Annotated in this window: 16 protein-coding genes and 1 riboswitch; of the genes, 11 read left to right on the top strand and 5 right to left on the bottom strand. The window is 40.1% G+C overall.

Annotated elements, in window-relative coordinates:
• Window positions 1-19: 19 nt before the first annotated feature.
• Together rplJ and rplL are read left to right on the top strand one after the other, a co-directional pair.
• Window positions 20-547, top strand: a complete 528-nt coding sequence (gene rplJ, locus OCK74_RS12845; protein ID WP_279297455.1) for a 50S ribosomal protein L10 — start codon at window positions 20-22, stop codon at window positions 545-547.
• Between the two features lie 100 nt (window positions 548-647).
• On the top strand, window positions 648-1,022 hold the full coding sequence (rplL, locus tag OCK74_RS12840; RefSeq protein WP_279297454.1) for a 50S ribosomal protein L7/L12: 375 nt from the start codon (window positions 648-650) through the stop codon (window positions 1,020-1,022).
• Window positions 1,023-1,110: 88 nt separating this feature from the next.
• Here rplL and OCK74_RS12835 read toward each other — a convergent pair whose 3' ends face one another.
• On the bottom strand, window positions 1,111-2,037 hold the full coding sequence (locus OCK74_RS12835) for a ComEA family DNA-binding protein (protein WP_279297453.1): 927 nt from the start codon (window positions 2,035-2,037) through the stop codon (window positions 1,111-1,113).
• Between the two features lie 246 nt (window positions 2,038-2,283).
• Between OCK74_RS12835 and rpoB the strand changes: the two genes are divergently transcribed.
• Window positions 2,284-6,087, top strand: coding sequence for a DNA-directed RNA polymerase subunit beta (rpoB, locus tag OCK74_RS12830; protein ID WP_279297452.1), 3,804 nt, complete (start codon window positions 2,284-2,286; stop codon window positions 6,085-6,087).
• A 309-nt stretch (window positions 6,088-6,396) separates the two neighbouring features.
• Entirely contained in the window at window positions 6,397-6,594 is a 198-nt protein-coding gene (locus OCK74_RS12825) for a hypothetical protein (protein ID WP_279297451.1), read from the top strand.
• A 117-nt stretch (window positions 6,595-6,711) separates the two neighbouring features.
• On the opposite strand, the gene OCK74_RS12820 is transcribed toward OCK74_RS12825, so the two are convergent.
• Together OCK74_RS12820 and OCK74_RS12815 are read right to left on the bottom strand one after the other, a co-directional pair.
• On the bottom strand, window positions 6,712-8,226 hold the full coding sequence (locus OCK74_RS12820) for a trypsin-like peptidase domain-containing protein (RefSeq protein ID WP_279297450.1): 1,515 nt from the start codon (window positions 8,224-8,226) through the stop codon (window positions 6,712-6,714).
• A gap of 171 nt (window positions 8,227-8,397) precedes the next feature.
• On the bottom strand, window positions 8,398-9,402 hold the full coding sequence (locus OCK74_RS12815; protein WP_279297449.1) for an acyl-CoA reductase: 1,005 nt from the start codon (window positions 9,400-9,402) through the stop codon (window positions 8,398-8,400).
• 171 nt (window positions 9,403-9,573) lie between these two features.
• Here OCK74_RS12815 and OCK74_RS12810 point away from each other — a divergent pair, with 171 nt between their 5' ends.
• The 4 genes from OCK74_RS12810 to OCK74_RS12795 all read left to right on the top strand — a co-directional run bounded on the left by OCK74_RS12810 (window position 9,574) and on the right by OCK74_RS12795 (window position 12,390).
• Entirely contained in the window at window positions 9,574-9,921 is a 348-nt protein-coding gene (locus OCK74_RS12810) for a 4Fe-4S dicluster domain-containing protein (protein WP_279297448.1), read from the top strand.
• Window positions 9,922-10,091: 170 nt separating this feature from the next.
• On the top strand, window positions 10,092-11,078 hold the full coding sequence (locus OCK74_RS12805; RefSeq protein ID WP_279297447.1) for a D-alanine--D-alanine ligase: 987 nt from the start codon (window positions 10,092-10,094) through the stop codon (window positions 11,076-11,078).
• A 56-nt stretch (window positions 11,079-11,134) separates the two neighbouring features.
• A complete protein-coding gene (locus OCK74_RS12800) occupies window positions 11,135-11,956 on the top strand; it encodes a PASTA domain-containing protein (protein ID WP_279297446.1) in 822 nt (273 codons plus the stop codon).
• Between the two features lie 110 nt (window positions 11,957-12,066).
• Window positions 12,067-12,390 carry a rhodanese-like domain-containing protein gene (locus OCK74_RS12795; RefSeq protein ID WP_279297445.1) on the top strand — a complete coding sequence of 108 codons (324 nt, stop codon included), beginning with the start codon at window positions 12,067-12,069 and terminating at the stop codon, window positions 12,388-12,390.
• Window positions 12,391-12,440: 50 nt separating this feature from the next.
• On the opposite strand, the gene OCK74_RS12790 is transcribed toward OCK74_RS12795, so the two are convergent.
• Window positions 12,441-14,591 (bottom strand): TonB-dependent receptor, encoded by a 2,151-nt coding sequence (locus OCK74_RS12790; RefSeq protein WP_279297444.1) that lies wholly within the window; start codon window positions 14,589-14,591, stop codon window positions 12,441-12,443.
• 35 nt (window positions 14,592-14,626) lie between these two features.
• A riboswitch (TPP riboswitch) is annotated at window positions 14,627-14,730 on the bottom strand.
• 96 nt (window positions 14,731-14,826) lie between these two features.
• On the opposite strand from OCK74_RS12790, the gene OCK74_RS12785 reads away from it, so the two are divergent.
• Window positions 14,827-15,543, top strand: coding sequence for a head GIN domain-containing protein (locus OCK74_RS12785; RefSeq protein ID WP_279297443.1), 717 nt, complete (start codon window positions 14,827-14,829; stop codon window positions 15,541-15,543).
• A gap of 81 nt (window positions 15,544-15,624) precedes the next feature.
• On the opposite strand, the gene OCK74_RS12780 is transcribed toward OCK74_RS12785, so the two are convergent.
• On the bottom strand, window positions 15,625-15,909 hold the full coding sequence (locus tag OCK74_RS12780) for a hypothetical protein (RefSeq protein ID WP_279297442.1): 285 nt from the start codon (window positions 15,907-15,909) through the stop codon (window positions 15,625-15,627).
• A gap of 433 nt (window positions 15,910-16,342) precedes the next feature.
• On the opposite strand from OCK74_RS12780, the gene OCK74_RS12775 reads away from it, so the two are divergent.
• Both OCK74_RS12775 and OCK74_RS12770 read left to right on the top strand, forming a co-directional pair.
• Window positions 16,343-18,265 (top strand): PAS domain-containing sensor histidine kinase, encoded by a 1,923-nt coding sequence (locus tag OCK74_RS12775; RefSeq protein ID WP_279297441.1) that lies wholly within the window; start codon window positions 16,343-16,345, stop codon window positions 18,263-18,265.
• Window positions 18,252-18,701: a response regulator gene (locus tag OCK74_RS12770; RefSeq protein WP_279297440.1), complete on the top strand. Its 450-nt coding sequence runs from the start codon at window positions 18,252-18,254 to the stop codon at window positions 18,699-18,701. The genes OCK74_RS12775 and OCK74_RS12770 overlap by 14 nt, the downstream gene beginning before the upstream one ends.
• Window positions 18,702-18,798 lie beyond the last annotated feature (97 nt).

Genomic DNA, 18,798 nt, shown 5'->3' with positions numbered 1-18,798 from the left:
ACATCACAAACTTATTATCATGACCAAAGAACAAAAAAATGAAGTAATAGAAGCGCTGAAAGAGAAGTTTTCTCAATATAACAACTTCTATGTTACCAATACTGAATCATTATCTGTAGATCAAGTAGGTAAACTGCGTCGTATTTGTTTCAACAAGCAAGTTGAAATGAAAGTGGCTAAGAATACTTTGATCAAAAAGGCACTGGAATCACTGGATAATCAAAGATATTCTGGTGTTTACGAATCTCTGAATGGCGTAACTGCTTTATTGTTCAGTGAGAATCCAAAAGAGCCGGCTATCATCATCTCTGACTTTAGAAAAGGTAGCAAACGTGATATACCTACATTGAAAGCTGCTTTCATTGATGGTGATGTGTTTGCTGGTGATAATCAACTGGAAGCTCTGACAACATTGAAGAGCAAGAACGATCTTATCGGCGAAATCATTGGCTTGTTGCAATCTCCTGCGAAGAATGTTATTTCTGGCTTGAATGCAGGTAACAAACTGGCTGGCCTGATCAAAGCGCTGGAAGAGAGAAACGCTTAATTAAACATTGAATCCTATGTCTTCGGGTATAAGTGAAGACGCATTATAAACCATCCGCCGGAGTCGGAAGGCTATGAAGGCGGTTTTTAAAAGTAAAACAATGGCTGATTTAAAAGCATTTGCTGAACAACTGGTTAACTTAACAGTAAAAGAAGTTAACGAATTAGCACAAATCCTGAAAGATGAGTATGGCATCGAGCCTGCAGCTGCTGCTGTAGCTGTTGCTGGTCCTGCTGCTGCTGCTCCTGCTGCTGCAGAAGAAAAAACTTCTTTCAATGTAGTATTGAAAGCTGCTGGTGCTAACAAACTGAACGTAGTTAAAATCGTTAAAGAATTAACTGGTTTAGGTTTGAAAGAAGCTAAAGATTTAGTAGACGGCGCTCCAAAACCTGTTAAAGAAGGTGTGGACAAAGCAACTGCTGATGATTTAGTAGCTAAGCTGAAAGAAGCTGGTGCTGACGTAGAAGTTCAGTAATCAAATAACTTCTCAATAAAAAGGCCCCCAAATTGGGGGTTTTTTTATTCCCCCAGCCTAAAGGGAAGCACCGGCACACAACCCAGAATTACAGGGAAAGATATGGGATGATTTTTTTGAAGGTGGGTTCATCGATGAGTGCAATGTTTTTCAGATCGTCAAGGGTGGTGAAATTTCCATGTTGGTTGCGGAATTCTACTATGGCGTTGGCCAGGTTCCAGCGAATGTAGGGGTGGGCTTTTAGTTCATCTTTGGAGGCTGTATTTATGTTTAATTGATGAAGGGAATATTCTGGACATTGTACATACTTCCTGATTTTCTGGAATGTGGAATCCGGAAGCCCATAGGTTTCCCCGATCTGATCGATTGAGTAAAACCCGCCCAGTTTATCTCTGAAGTTTACTATCCGGTTTGCCAGCTTGCTTCCGATGCCAGGCAGCGCTATAAAGGCTGTAGTGTCAGCTTTATTGATGTCAATGGAAGTATATGTTATTTTTCTGCTTTGTGTATTTTGAGAAGCTGCTGTTGTAAATGCTTGCGGTATTAGAATAAAATCTTCAACGTGCTGATAAAATCCTTCCGGTAGTCCCCAGATCTTTTGTATATCCTCCTTTTTGTAAAACCAGCCTCCTTTAGACCGATAATTGATGATCGTATGTATCGTGCGCGTAGGTAAACCCAGCCTGGCCCAGCCCTGTTCGTCCAAGGCATTGGGATCAAATTGGAAGGGAACTGCATTTGGATTGTAATCAGCTTTAGGAGCTTGTGCAATTGGGCCTCTTTTAACAGCAGAATGCTCACTGGCTGATATTCTTTCATAAACTTTGTTGCCAGGGGAGGGGCGTGTTTCTATCAATAAAGTTGAATCAGCTTTTAGCAAGGAAGGGGATTTGGGCTGCCCGTAGAAAAATGGGATCAAGAACATCAAAAGGATCAGGGAAATCAGAGCCAAAATGCCCATCCGGTCCTTGCGGGAAAAGGTAAAATAATCCGACAGAATCTTTTTCCAGCACATAAAAGCAGTTTAGTGGTTTCTTAAAAATACATATAAACTATTAATGGCTTAATCTTTGTAGCGAAAATTTTTGCTTGACTTAACACTAAAAGTCTTACTTTTGCAATCCTTTAGTTTTGGCCAAAAACAATCTTGACGTACAATCACATGTTATAAAAAAACTACTCCGGCTTTTATTTTGAGGAAAAATAGAGGCGGGGGAAAGTTTTTTGTGCGTCTAAATTTTTAAAACCGGTTTTTATACATATGCCTTCAACAACAATGAATCACAGGATCAACTTCGGAAAAATTGGAAACATTGCCGAAACCCCTGATCTTCTTGCTGTTCAGATTCAGTCGTTTAAAGAATTTTTTCAATTAGAAACGACTCCGGACAAGCGGAACATCGAAGGGTTATTTCGTGTATTTAAAGAGAACTTTCCTATTACTGATACCCGTAACATTTTTGTTCTTGAGTTTTTGGATTACTTCATCGACCCGCCCCGTTATACTATTGAAGAGTGTATGGAGCGTGGCCTGACGTATGCCGTGCCATTAAAAGCAAAGCTGCGTTTGAGCTGTAATGATGAAGAACATATTGACTTCCAGACCATTGTGCAGGATGTTTTCCTGGGTAACATCCCTTACATGACGCCTCGTGGTACTTTCGTTATCAATGGAGCTGAGCGTGTTGTAGTTTCCCAATTGCACCGTTCACCTGGTGTATTCTTCGGGCAGTCCGTTCACCCCAATGGTACAAAGATCTACTCTGCCCGTGTGATCCCATTCAAGGGGGCCTGGATGGAGTTTGCTACCGATATCAATAATGTCATGTATGCTTACATTGACAGAAAAAAGAAATTCCCGGTAACTACCCTTCTGCGTTCTATTGGTTATGAAACAGATAAGGATATCCTTGAGCTGTTTGGTATGGCTGATGAAGTAAAAGGTAACAAAAAAGACCTCGAGAAATATATTGGCCGCCGTTTGGCTGCACGTGTATTGCGTAGCTGGGTTGAGGACTTCGTAGATGAAGATACTGGTGAAGTTGTGTCTATTGAGCGGAATGAAATTGTATTAGAGCGTGATTCTGTATTGGATGAAGAAGCGATCGAAATGATTGCTGATATGGATGTAAAGAGTGTGTTCATTCAGAAGGAAGATGTAGGCGGTGATTATGCTATCATTTACAACACTTTAAATAAAGATACTTCTAACTCAGAACTGGAAGCTGTTCAGGTGATTTACCGCCAGCTTCGTGGTGCTGATGCTCCGGATAACGAAACGGCGAGAGGTATCATCGATAAATTATTCTTCTCAGACAAGCGTTATGATTTAGGCGAAGTAGGTCGTTATAAGATCAACCGCAAGCTGAACCTGAATGCTAAACTGGAACAGAAGACATTAACCAAAGAAGATATTATCGAAATCATCAAGTACCTGGTTCGTTTGACAAACGGCAAGGCTGAGATCGATGACATTGACCACTTGAGCAACCGCCGTGTTCGGACTGTGGGTGAGCAATTATATGCTCAATTTGGTGTAGGTCTTGCCCGTATGGCCCGTACAATCCGTGAAAGGATGAACGTACGTGACAACGAGGTATTTACTCCTGTCGACCTGATCAACGCAAGAACGCTGTCTTCTGTAATCAACTCGTTCTTCGGAACGTCGCAGTTGTCCCAGTTCCTGGATCAGACCAATCCATTGTCTGAGATCACACACAAGCGTCGTATTTCGGCTCTCGGACCCGGTGGTTTGAGCCGTGAGCGCGCTGGCTTCGAGGTACGTGACGTACACTATAGTCACTATGGCCGTTTGTGCACTATTGAAACACCAGAAGGACCAAACATTGGTTTGATCTCCACGCTTTGCGTACATGCTACGATCAATGAAATGGGCTTTATTGAAACGCCTTACCGTAAAGTAAAAGACGGTAAAGTTGATATGAAGCAGTTGACCTTCCTGAGTGCTGAAGAAGAAGATAATGCTAAGATCGCCCAGGCCAACGTTCCTCTTGATGAAAAAGGAGCTTTCGTTGAAGAGAGAATTGTGAGCCGCGAAACTGGTGACTTCCCAATTCTTGATAAAAACGAAGTTGAATATATGGACGTAGCGCCAAACCAGATTGTAGGTTTGAGTGCTTCGTTGATTCCGTTCCTTGAGCACGATGACGCCAACCGTGCCTTGATGGGATCGAACATGCAACGTCAGGCTGTACCATTATTACGTCCCGATGTGCCTGTAGTAGGTACTGGTTTGGAAGGCAAAGCTGCCCGCGATGCCCGTATCCAAATCCATTCTGAAGGCAATGGTGTTGTTGAGTTTGTAGATGCTAATGAGATCCACGTTCGCTACAACCGCAACGACGATCAGCGCCTTGTATCATTTGAAGATGACCTGAAGATCTATAGACTTACCAAGTTCATCAAGACCAACCAGGAAACATCTATCAACCTGAAACCTGCTGTGAAGAAAGGACAGGTAGTGAAAGAAGGTGATTTCTTAACTGAAGGTTATGCAACTAAAGACGGTGAACTGGCTTTAGGTAAGAACCTGAAAGTGGCGTTCATGCCTTGGAAAGGTTACAACTTTGAGGATGCCATCGTAATCTCTGAAAGAGTAGTAAAGGAAGACATGTTCACTTCTGTGCACATTTCCGAATACGAGCTTGAAGTAAGAGATACAAAGCTGGGTGAGGAAGAATTGACTCCAGATATTCCGAACGTATCAGAAGATGCTACCAAGGACCTGGATGAAAACGGTATCATCCGCATTGGTGCACAGATCAAAGAAGGTGACATCCTGATTGGTAAGATCACTCCAAAAGGAGAGTCTGATCCTACGCCGGAAGAAAAGCTGCTTCGTGCCATCTTCGGTGACAAAGCCGGTGATGCAAAAGATGCTTCTCTGAAAGCTCCTAACGGTGTAGAAGGTGTTGTGATCAGCAAGAAACTTTTCCAACGTGCTAAAAAAGACAAGAATGCCAAAGTGCGTGAAAAGTCTGCTTTAGAAAAACTGGAGAAGATCCATGATAAGAATGAGCAAGATTTACTGGAAGTATTGCTCGAAAAACTACAGGTGCTGTTGAAAGACAAAGCCAGTGCAAGTGTAAGCAACAACTTTGGTGAAGTGCTGATCGGTAAAGGTGCCAAGTTCACTCAAAAGAATTTGTCACAGATCGATTATCAAAACGTAAACCCTCTTGGCTGGACTGGTGATGAAAAGATTGATGAGCAGATCAACATCTTGTTGCACAACTACAGCATCAAATACAACGAAGAACTGGGCCGTTATAAAAGAGAGAAGTTCAACATCTCAATTGGTGACGAGTTGCCTGCAGGTGTGTTGAAACTGGCTAAAGTTTACATCGCTGTTAAGCGTAAGCTGAAAGTAGGTGATAAAATGGCGGGACGTCACGGTAACAAAGGTATCGTTGCCAAGATCGTTCGCGCTGAAGACATGCCATTCCTTGAAGATGGAACACCGGTAGATATCGTTCTGAACCCATTAGGTGTACCTAGCCGTATGAACCTTGGGCAGATCTATGAAACAGTATTAGGCTGGACTGGTGAAAAGCTGGGTGTTAAGTTCGCTACACCAATCTTTGATGGTGCATCTACTGATGAAATCGCTAAGTACTGTGAAGACTCTGGTATTCCAATGTTCGGGCATACTTATCTATATGACGGCGAAACTGGTGAACGTTTCCACCAGAAGGCCACTGTGGGTGTGATCTATGTTATTAAACTGCACCACATGGTAGATGATAAGATGCACGCAAGAAGCATCGGGCCTTATAGCTTGATCACACAACAGCCTTTAGGTGGTAAAGCTCAATTTGGTGGACAGCGTTTTGGTGAAATGGAGGTTTGGGCTCTGGAAGCTTATGGCGCCTCTAACATTTTGCAAGAGTTGTTGACCATCAAGTCTGATGATATTATCGGCCGTGCCAAAACATACGAGTCCATCGTTAAAGGGGAGAACGTTCCTCGCGCCGGCATTCCTGAATCCTTTAACGTGTTGGTACACGAGTTAAGAGGTTTAGGTTTAGACCTGAAGTTCGAATAAGATATCCTCCTTCCGCCTGAGGCGGAGTGATTTAGATCATCTTTATAATAGACATTCATTAAAAAGCCGCTCATAACCGAGCGGCTTTTTTGTTTGATCAATTGATTATTTTCTTTGAACAGGACATATTATTTTTCTGCAAATTGTTTTATACAATTTAATTTAAGGAATAATGTTTGTACCTGAATTAATGATATTCAGTAAAGATTTTTATCGATCAAGACTGGCTAGAGATAAAATTCACATTAACCTATTACCATCAGTAAAACCTTTTTCACCATAATAATTTTTAACCTATAAATGTGTGATATGAAAACAAAGGCTAAGGATAGGCATGATGGCCGGTCCATAAAAAATAATGAAGAGGAAAGGAGTCCTGATAGGGATCAAAGTGTAAGTAATGAGCCTGCCAGCAGGCGTAAAACTGGGGCCGATAAAGATGTAGGAACGGCTCCGGCAAAAGGGTATTTTCCAGATGGGCCGGGAGGAAGTTATAAAGGTGTTTAGACTTGGAACGTAATGTTTGAATTTGTGTAAACATAAAAAGGGGTAGAACTTAAATTCTACCCCTTTTTATGTTTTGCAGCATACATTGGCAAATGTGCTGCTTCAATGATTAATTAATTATTGTTCCAGATTTAATGGATAAGTATATAAGCCATCGTAACCCGGGTAAATACCTTCGAGCCTGATCGAACCCTGGCTATTACTTAAGATGCGGCTGAGATCCTCGACATTTTCAACATCCTCACCATTCACACTAACAATTACAAATGTTTCATTCATTTTTGTCCTGCTCAGTGCTCCGCCAGGAGTGATCTTTCTTACCTGCACACCACCTTCAATTCCGTACTCATGTGCCTTGGCTTTTTCAAGAGTCACCAGTTCGGCACCCAGACGGTTTCCAATGTTAGACACTGCCAGGTCTTCAAAAGTGCCAGCTTTTTTCTTTAAAGTTATTTGTACTGTATATTCTTTTCCTCCACGCAGGTAAGACACGGGGACTTTATCTCCAGGGCGGAAAGAAGCAATTTGAGCGCTCATTTGTAAACCGGATCTAACAGCGGCGCCATTTACTTTGGTAATCACATCACCTTTTTTGATACCTGCTGCTGCTGCACCACCATCAGGAGAAACGCCGTTAACTAATACACCTTCCGCATCTGTCGGGATGCCCTGGGCTTTTATCTGCTCTTCAGACATATCCTCTGTAGAATAGTATTGAATACCCAGGTAGCCCCTTTGAACGTCACCGAAGCGGATAATGTCATCAACAATTTTCTTTACAATATTTACAGGAACAGCGAATGAGTAACCCGCATAAGTACCAGTTGGTGCCAAAATGGCAGAATTTATGCCAATAAGTTCACCATTTGAATTCACCAATGCGCCACCACTATTTCCCTGGTTCACTGCCGCGTCGGTTTGAATAAATGATTCAACAGGAGTTTCGCTTTGCCTCCGGTTGATGTTAATTGTACGTCCAGTTGCTGAAATGATACCTGCTGTAACTGTTGTTTCCAATGTCAAAGGATAACCTACGGCTAATACCCACTGTGCTAACTGAATGTTGCTCGAGTTTCCATAAACCAGGAATGGAAACTTATTGCCATCAATCTTTAATACAGCAAGGTCGCTACTTGGATCACGACCAATTAGCCTGGCCTTATAAGTTTTTTTATTGTGGAGCGTAACTGTTATTTCTGCCGCAACGCCTTTATCGCCATCTGAAATAACGTGGTTATTGGTAACAATATAGCCATCTTCTGCAATGAGAACGCCGCTGCCTGAAGCTCTTTGTTCCGGAACTACATTGGGACCATAGCCAAAAAGATCATCAAACCAATCATCAAAAACACCACGTCTACTAGGAACATTATTGGTTTGCTTGCGGGCTGGTATTTTAGTTTTGATATGTACAACTGCGGGAATTGCTGTATTGGCAGCCTTGGTTAAGTCTGTTGCCTCTGCTGGAACAGCTGTTCCGTCAAAATATCCTGCATAATTAGCTGGAGCGCCTTTTTCAAAAGAGCCAACCGCAAGGTTGTCCTCCCTAAAAAGCTTATTGTAGCTCCATACGCTACCTACCGCAGTGGCAGCGCTAATGGCAACAGTCAAAAGAATGTGATTCAATTTCATCTTCTAATAATTTTCGTGGTTAAATAAGTCAGTCAAATTGCGTGCCTTGACCAAACAAAATAAATACAGTTTTCATTGAAACCTTTACCCCTTTTCCAGTTTAACAAACTATTTACTAAGGTTTTCGTAGTTTGAATGAGGAGTTAGGGATAGAGACATTTATCATTTGGATTATTTGTTCAATTCCATTAAGAATTTCATTGTATCTACACCATCAGCAAAATCGGTAATTCCGGGGCATTGGGCTTCTCCGAAATGAATATCGCTTTTTCCTACGATGCATTGGATTGATGCATTACCATTCAGTTTTGACCGTACTGCAATTGGATCCTTGTAGAATTCATAATTCAGTTGGGCAATAGGCGAGAAGATTGATTGGTCTTCTACGAGCAGGGTGCTGCCACTCGACATAAAAAATCGGTGATTCAGGATATGCGCCGCCAGATGGTAGTCGTAATTGTTCTTGTATTTATTATGGTTGATGAAGTAATCATACTTTTTAAATGCATCTAATAAGGGAATAAAATCATACCCTTCAGGTACATAGAGCTTGGTTATATTACGACAACCAAGACCAAAATACTGATGTACATCATCTGCCAGCTTTTCGAGTTCCTCATTGGTTTCTTCGCCTGTAAGTATCGCAACCGATGTCCTGTTTTTACGAATGATACTGGCGTAATTTCTAAAATAGTGTTCAAAATACCGGCTGGAATTATTGCTACCAGTAGCTATGTAGGCGTCACAGCCCTTGAGCATATGCTGTACCAGGATCAATTCCTGAACATGGCTGTCCCATTCAATCAATTTATTGATAAAATGCTTAACCAGAACTTCGTCTTTTGAGGAAGGCTTTACAACAGCAATGTGCCCACTAAGAAAGGCGCAAAGCAAATCATGAAAACCTACCAATGGAATATTGCCTGCCATAACAATGCCTATGCGTTTTGGATGCTCCACATTTTCAGGCAGATGGTATTTTGAAATCAGGTTGTCCAATTGAAGAGGCTGCAGGAAATTAGTTGCGATATTGTTCAATGCTAAGTTGATGAACTCGGTTGTAAACCAATTATTTTCCAGGAAAGCATTCAGTTTTACTTGTTGTAAGGCTTCCTCTTCATTTGTCATGTAGGCACCCAGACGAATTAATAAATCTTTTCTGTTATTCAAATTCATGCGTAAAGTTCGTTTATAAAAGTATAAACCCTGGTATTATAGGAAATTTGTGGTTTATAATAAAAAAATAGGTACATCTATTACCAGTAAAACATTTTTCTTGAGATCAATTCATCCTCAGAGATTAAATTTGTCGCACAAAAATAATTCCCACTCAATTAAACTAAAGTTATGGCAATCAAGATAACTGATGAATGTATCAATTGCGGAGCCTGTGAACCCGAATGTCCGAATAATGCTATTTATGAAGGTGGCGTAGAATGGGCAATTGCTGACGGAACAACCGTTAAGGGTTCTTATACCCTTGTTGATGGTACTGTAGTGGATGCTGCTCAGCGCAATGCTCCTATTGCAGTTGATACTTATTATATAGTACCCAGTAAGTGTACTGAGTGCCAGGGCTTTCATGAAGAGCCCCAATGTGCAGCAGTTTGCCCTGTAGATTGTTGTGTTCCCGATGAGATGTACCAGGAAACAGTTGAAGAGCTTCTTTCTAAAAAAGAAAGGTTGCACATATAAAAAGAATGGTGTACCTTAACACTGTCTAAAAGCAGTGCGAGCTGCATTAATAAACAGGTGATATTTCCTGTAGTAAAAAGGTGAAGGATGAACAGCCTTCACCTTTCTAATTTAATAACCTCCTTCTTTTCTCTTTTTCACTTTCATTCTGTTAGCTTAGCTTTGAAAACATGAAGAAAAAAATTGCATTGGTCACCGGAGGATTTTCTGGTGAGGCTGCTATTTCCTATAAATCGGCAGTAACTATATACAATAATTTAGATAAGGAAATTTTTGATGTTTATACGATCGATATTAATCCGGAAGGTTGGTTTTATGTTGATCAGGATGGAAATAAAACAAAAGTGAACAAAGAGGACTTTTCCATCCAGGCTAATGGAAGTGAGGTCAATTTTGATGCAGTATTTATCGGTATGCATGGAACACCTGGTGAGGACGGCAAACTCCAGGGGTATTTTGACATGCTTCAATTGCCCTATACATCCTGCAATGCAGCTACATCAGCACTCACTTTCAATAAGAGATATACGACAGCTGTTGCAGCTGTGGCTGGCATTGCAGTAGCCAAATCAGTTCATTTGTTTCATCATACAGGCTACAATGTTCATGATATACTTGCCCAGTTGCGACTCCCTGTTTTTGTAAAACCCAATAATGGTGGTTCTAGCATAGGAATGAGCAAAGTGACAGAGGCCGGAAAGCTGGAAGAGGCTCTGGAAAAAGCTTTCAAGGAAGATGATCAGGTATTGGTTGAGGAAATGATCCAGGGAAGAGAATTTACAATTGGTGTTTTTAAATCAGAAGGAGAGATCATCCCGCTTCCTATTACGGAAGTCGTTTCCCAGAAAGACTTCTTTGATTACGAAGCCAAATATCATGGAGCCTCTTCAGAGATCACACCTGCAGTTATTGATGAAGGCTGGAAGGCCAAAATAGAGGAAGCTGCTGCAAAAATCTACCAGGTATTTAATTGTAATGGAGTAGTTCGAATTGATTTTATTTATAATGAGGCGCAGGATACTCCATACATGCTTGAGATCAATACTGTACCGGGGCAGAGTGAGGCAAGTATTATTCCACAGCAAGTCAGGGCAAAGGGATGGTCATTGAAAGCATTCTATACCTGGCTCGTACTTGATGCTTTGGAAAACAAGTAAATCTTTGAAACCTCCTTCTCATCTTTGTTATATTGCACCTCAAAATATATTAAGCGTTGTTTAGTCTCATAACCCGGAAGCCCCTATGGGTAAATATTATTTTAGGCATTGGCTTGGTTGTTCTTATATGGTTCTTATTTGCGCTTTCATTAAACTGGATAACCCATCATGGAGAAGCAAAAACGGTTCCTGCTGTTACAGGCAAAACCGTAGAGGAAGTACGTAATCTCCTGGATGAACATAATTTTGAGCTTGTGATCCAGGACTCTATTTATAACGATACCCTTAAGCCTGGTATCGTCGTAAAACAAGTTCCGGAAGCCGATGCTGTAGTAAAAGTTAACCGTACTGTTTATGTGACAGTTAACCGTACCGTGCCACCGGATGTTGAGATGCCCAATCTAATAGGTTATTCTTTCCGCAATGCTGAAATGGTATTATCCAATATGGGATTGAAGCTTGGAGATACTACTTTCAAACCGGACTTTGCAAAGAATTCTGTACTTGAGCAGATATATAATGGAAATGACATTACTCCTGGCACTAAAGTAAAAATGGGGTCGCCCATTTCACTGGTTATAGGAGGTGGCATTGGAAATACAGATATGGCTGTTCCCAAGCTTATAGGACTTACGTATGGCGAGGCTAAAATTCTATTAGATGCACAAGGATTAATTTTGGGTTCTGTGATTCCTGATCCAGCAGTAAGGGATACAGCAGCAGCATTTGTATACCGCCAAACTCCTGAACCCAAAACTGCTCAAGGATTGCAATTCAGGATACGGCCAGGGCAAATGATGGATATTTGGTTAAGTGTAGAAAAGCCGGTAGTCGACTCGACCAAAATCCCACAGCCACCACCGCAGCCAGAGCCATAACAAGGTGACGATTGGAAATGTTCCACTTATTACTTTGTTATTATTTTTGATCAGAATATTTTACACAGCTATCTTTAATAAATAACATTACATCCATCAAAATATTAAAAATGAAAACAATTACTGTTGATGAATTAAAACAAAAAATGGACAGAGGCGAAAGGATAAACCTGTTAGATGTGCGAGAGCCACAGGAATATGCTGAAGTAAATATTGGCGGTCGCCTTGTGCCACTTGGTAAAGTGCAAACCATGCAGGTTGATGAACTGGAAGACTGGAAAGACGAAGAAGTGATCGTGTATTGCCGTAGTGGTCGCCGAAGTATGCTGGCTTGCCTGGTGTTGGATCAAATGGGTTTTAAAGAAACCTATAATCTGGAGGGAGGCATCCTGGCATGGCTGGAGAAGTATAAAGCAGAAGAAAGTAAAGCATAAAAAAAGCTGGCATTAAGCCAGCTTTTTTGTTCAGAAATCAGTAGTGCAGCTTAGAATTTTATATTCACTCCAAATGTCAAGTTAGTGCCTGCCATGGGGAAATAGTAGTTTTCTGTAACTAGTTCTTTATTGTAATAATAACTAAAGGTATAGCCGTTCGGTTCATATTTTTTATTGAATAAATTATTCACCTGGGCAATAATGCTGATATCTTTAAAGAGTTTATGTCCGAATGAATAACTCGCTCTTACATCTTCTGTAAAATATTGATCCAACTTTCTTTTTTCGTTGCTCGTGTTGTCCAGGTATTGCTTGCCAACATATTTACTTAAAAGGTCAATTTCCAGGCTTTTCAATGGAATTAATTTTACTGTAGCGCCAGCGATCGTATTAGGTGAAAAGGCAATATCTGTTTTTGAATATGTGTTTAGTTTTTGATCTCCGTTATCATAATCATCAATATATTCAGTGAAGTCCAAAACTTTATTCTTGCTAATAGCCAGGTTTCCTGAAAGTTGGAGCCAATCGGAAATATTAGCACTGGCTTGTAATTCAATACCTGTTCTATAGCTATTGTCGATATTAGTTCTTGTGTAAGCACCTACATCATTGATCTTTCCTGTAAGCACCAGTTGATCCTTATACTTCATATAGTATAAGGTTGCGCCAAGGCTATAATATTCATTCCTTTTTTCTACCCCTAATTCTATATCGTGAAGTTTTTCCGGCTTTGGTTGTTGTGTCATTCCTGCTTCAAAGTCATCGCGATTAGGCTCTTTTTGGGATATGCTGTAGGATGCATAGGCCAGTACATCATTTAATTGATAACTGATACCGGCTTTAGGATTGAAAAAATTGTAGGTGTTATTGATACGTAATGTTGGATTATCACGGAATCCGTCAATGCGGTAACGTACTCTCCTGTATTGCAGATCAGCATAAACCTGCAAGTTGGGAATAATCATTTGTTGCCATTTGGCATAGGTGGAGGCATCATTTTTCCAGGCATTCAGATCGTACCAGCGGTGTTTGGGATCGCTCATACCTTCCTTTGCCCAGATCACATCTCCATAATGATTGCCAACATATTTGGTGAATGCGCCGCCAAAAGTGAATTGAGTTTTGCCTGCCTCGTACAAAAGAGAAAACACATCACCATAATAGTCGTTGTCCAGCCATAATTGCCTGATCATATCAGAAGCAGTAATCGTTTCGGTTCCCTTTACTTGGTTGGGCATTCCATAATCTACATAAGCTTGATCCGCTTTGTATTGCTCGTAATAACCTTTTCCTTTTACATAGAACAGGCCAGTGTTGAAAGTTAGATTATTGTTGATGTGCTGGGTATAAAAAAACTGGTAGTGATCCTGTTTGTAATTATCTGTTTCATTTTCATAAGGAGAGCTAGGTTTTTCCATGCCAGCATAATTTATTGTACGGTTGGTTTTCAGATCCGCTTCAGTAACTCCATACCATGCCTGGTAAGTCTTTTCCTTTCCTGAGAAAATATTTAACCTGAAGGTTGTTTTATCACTTGTATATGCTGAACTTAAAAAGTATGATTTCAGATTGCTACTAGCCCTGTCAATATAACCATCACTTGTGATATTGGACAAACGCAAATCTGTTGTAAAATGACCCCCAATAAGTCCGGTACCTACTTTGACGGTATTCTTCCATGTGTTGAAAGAACCATAGCTGTTATTGAACTCACCATAAGGTTTAGTCATTAACTCATTGGTGCTTAAATTGAGTGTTGCACCGAATGCGCCTGCTCCATTGGATGAAGTACCAACACCTCTTTGGATTTGTATACTGTTTAAGGAAGATGCAAAATCCGGCAGGTCAACAAAAAAGGTACCCTGGCTTTCTGCATCGTTGTACGGAATACCATTTAAGGTGACATTAATCCGTGTGGCGTCTGTGCCTCTTATTCTTATACCAGTATACCCGACGCCATTTCCTGCATCTGAATTTACTACAACAGAGGGGGTCTGATTTAGAAGAAATGGTAAATCCTGTCCGAGGTTTTGTTTTTCAATAGCATCCTTGTACAGATTCGTTTTGGTAAACGGAGCCAAACTGCCAGCTCTAGTTGCCCGGACTTCTATTGCCATTAGTTCTGTTGTGTCATGGTTTATGCTTTGCGACCAGGCGTTACTTGCAAAAAGCATGAAAGAAAAAAGAGCAATCCTTTTCATTTTTTATTTTGGTTTAATAAATGAAAGGGAAATGCAACGGGAGAGGAGTTCCTCCCTGCGCAGGCATTACCCTGATCAGGTTCTACGGGTATGATCTCAGTCTCACCGCCAAAAGCGGAAAACACCCCGGGAAACGCTGAAAAACTAATTTTAGCGCCGCAAAGATACATAAAACTTTTTTGGGGATTACTGTAACCTTTTACACTACTACACGTTGAACAAAGAAAACCAGCATATGAAAAAGTTTATTGCAGCTTTATTTCTATACTTTATTGTTTTTATTGCAGCCGCTCAAAAGACTATAAACGACCCCAATGCAGAGGTGCGAAATGTGGCCTCTTTCCATGGGATTCATCTTTCAGACGCTTTTGATGTCATACTTACCCAGGGAAATGAGGAGAGAGTTGTTGTAAGCGCTAACGATAAAAAATTTGTCCCTTATATTACCACAGAAGTGGTTAATGGTATATTGAGGATTGACGTTAAGAATGAGAAAGGTTCCTGGATGAAGAACAGAAAGCTCAAAGCCTATATTTCAGTAAAGAGTTTAGATGAACTTAAGGCTGGTGGTGCTTCAGATATCAATATTGAAGGAACACTTTCTGTATCCAAATTGAAGCTCTCTCTTTCCGGCGCCAGTGACCTGTCGGGTAAATTAATGGTCAATGGAGCTTTAGATACTGATTTAAGCGGTGCTTCTGATCTTAAAATAGATGGTTCTGCCGGTGAGTTTAATTTAGATGCCAGTGGAGCCAGCAATGTAAAAGCATATGATTTTACGGTAAGGACTTGCAATATTAAGGCTAGCGGAGCCTGCAATGTGCGTATCACTGTAGAAAAAGAACTTTCTGCAAACTTAAGCGGAGCCAGCAATATTTATTATAAAGGCGCAGGCATGATCAAGGATATTAAAACCAGTGGTTCCAGCAATATCAGCAGGCAGGATGGCTGATTGAAAGGAAACCAATAACATAAGCGACCATTAATACTAACTATTATTAATGGTCGCTTATGTTATTTTAGCAGTAGGTTATTATATCCCGTTGAGGTTTATTTGTGTTAAATAAGGTTCTAATTGATCCAGATCTTCAAAACTCCTGGTATCTACTACTTCATCCCCATCTTCATTAAAAAATACTTCGACGTAAAAACCATGTAATTGAAATAATAGTACATGTGATACACCTGATTTTCTATCCGCTATACAAGATCCATTAAGAAGAAGGTGCCTGTGCTGTGTTTCCTCACTCATTGCTTTGAATTGCTGCAGGTTCATCGGCACTATATTGAATAAGGAGTAGGACAAACGAGGTGCCACCAGGATATGCTTTCCCTCTTGAAGCTAATAGGGGCGTTTTTATTGATTAATATGGTAGAAACTTCTCCTCATCTTATTACTGTTGAGTTCAGAATTATCTACAATTTTCTTTTCGTGGCTATTTTTTTCAAGCTATAAATGGGCTGTGTGCAACCTGGAAAGTCAGGCACTATGTTTGGATTATTGAATATAATTGGGCATGCAATTAATGGACAAAATAATAGTAATTTTTTTGTGCAGATAGGTTGTTGTGTGGTGTTGACGACAAGGGTAGTCTCAAAGGCAGGCTACCTTTTTTGTATCAGTTTGCCCATATCTAAATTGGTCTTTATATTTACTTGATCATCAATGGTCATTTCAATTATCCAGGTATTTTATTGATCAATTATCTTTACATGGCAAAAATTATATAAAGTAGTGTTTATCCTTAACTATGTTAACAAATCTCCAGGCATTACTTCAGGAGCTTAGTGAAGCTGTATTCATGCTGGACAAGGATGGATATATCAAGTACTCAAATCTTGCAGCAGCAAGGCTGACCGGCTATTCTAATAGAGAGTTAATGAATCAGCCCATCCACTTACTATATAACGATGACCATAGTAGTAATTCTATAAAATTGGAGTATGAGCTTAGTGTTGCTTTAAAGAAAGGGGAATATGTTTCTGAAGGATGGAAAAGAAGAAAAAATAAGACCTTTTTTTGGACAGAAATGAAGTTGGCTCCTCTTTATGAAGGACAAAATTCCTTAATTGGGTACAGTCTGATTCTTCGTGATATTACTGAAAAAAAGAAGTTCGAACTTGAACTCCTGGAAAATGAGGAACGTTATCGTTTGATGGTTGAAGGTGTAAAGGAGTATGCCATATTTTTCCTCAATACAGAAGGGTACATTGTCTCTTGGAATGAGGGAGCCAAACGAATCAAAGGGTATTCTACCAATGAGATCATTGGCAAACATTTTTCAATTTTTTACACGGCTGAAGATATCCAAAGCAAAAAGCCTGAGCGGGCACTTAGAACAGCTATTGAAACTGGGAAATATGAAGAAGAAGGCTGGAGAGTGCGAAAGAATGGGTCACTTTTCTGGGTAAGTGTTGTGATCACTGCATTATACAATGAGCTAAATAAACTAATAGGCTTTTCAAAAGTGACCCGTGATCTTTCTGAACGTAAAGAGGCTGAAGAGGCTCTCCGTCAAAGCGAAGAGCGTTACCGTTTATTAGTAGAACAGGTGATTGACTATGGTATCTTTATGCTGGATGAAAAAGGAAGAATCGTAAGTTGGAATGAAGGTGCCAAAAGGATCAAGGGATATACTGCTAGTGAGATCATTGGGAAATATTTTTCTATTTTCTATCCGGAAGAGGATATTATTAGTGGAAAGCCTGCAAATGAATTAAAAATTGCCAGAGAAACGGGTAAATATGAAGAGGAGGGGTGGAGGCTAAAGAAGGATGGTAGTCGCTTTTGGGCTAATATTGTGATTACGGCAGTTTATAATAACGACGGTATCCTGATCGGTTATTCGAAAGTAACCAAGGACCTGACTGAGCGAAAGGAAACTGAGCGGGCATTGAGAGAAAGCTATGAAAAATATCGCCTGTTGTCGGATGAACTAAAATTGAAAAATGTACAGTTGTCTTCAACTAACAATGAACTAGAGCAGTTTACTTCTATTGTATCTCACGATCTCCAGGAGCCGATCAGGACGATTAAAAGTTTTTTACAGCTGATCGAGATGAAATTGAGCAATGGGCAGTATGAAGATTTAAGCATTTTTATCACTAAATCCATCAATGCTGCCACACGTATGAGAGAGCTCATTCAGAATCTACTTCAATATTCCCAATTAAATAAAATTGAACCACTTAAAGAGATTATCAATGTAAAGGAGTTGGTGAATGATGCTTTGCAAAATATAAAGGCATCGGTTGAGGCTAGTAAAACGCAGATAACTGTTGAAAGTGAAGTAGAAACTATAAAAGGCGACCGTGTGCAACTAGTACAACTGGTTCAGAATTTGCTGAGTAATGCAATGAAATTTACGGAAGCCGAAAATCCCCAGATCAGGATAAAATGCAGTAAAGAAAATGGGCACGTAAAGTTTGCGGTATCTGACAATGGAATAGGTATTGCTGAAGCTGATCTTAAAAAGGTTTTTGAAATCTTCCGACGATTAAATACAAAAAAAGACTATCCTGGCACAGGGATCGGGTTGGCTATTTGCAAGAAAGTTGTAGACAGGCACCATGGAAGAATTTGGCCCGAATCTAAGCTGGGCCAGGGCACTACTTTTTATTTTACTTTGAACGAAGAAACTCAAGAGACATTACCCTATAATGAAAAAGTTTAAAATTATTATTGTTGAGAATGATGAAGATGAGCAACTCTTTATGAAAGAGGGATTCGATGCTGTTGGCTTATTCGATATAGTCGCACAATTAAAAAATGGGGATGAATTATTAGAGTGGTTAGAAGGAAATAAATCACCATTACCTGATGTCATTTTATCTGACCTTAATATGCCGGGTAGGAATGGATATGATGTTATTGAAGATATTAAAGGCAATCCAAACTATGCACATATTCCCGTGATCATTACCTCAACCTCGTCAACAAAATCTACTATAGACAAATGTTTAGCCCTGGGTGCTTCTGATTATATTGTGAAGCCCGATACATTTGTTGTATATGAACCGTTTGTTAAAAAGTTGTATGAGGTGATAGAGAAGAAGGACCTGACCAATGCGAAAGATTTTTCCGTTGCCACAGCGAAAAAAAGTCGTTAATATTTGGAAAGACTATGCTAAAAAATAAGAAGCAAGGACTAGCTGCATTCTTGTAAAAAGATTTGCAGCTATTTTTTTGATTTCATTTGGGAATGGC

The sequence above is a fragment of the Paraflavisolibacter caeni genome (assembly GCF_025628885.1).
Taxonomy (GTDB): Bacteria; Bacteroidota; Bacteroidia; order Chitinophagales; family Chitinophagaceae; genus Flavisolibacter; species Flavisolibacter caeni.
This window is presented reverse-complemented; position numbering and strand designations above follow the sequence as displayed.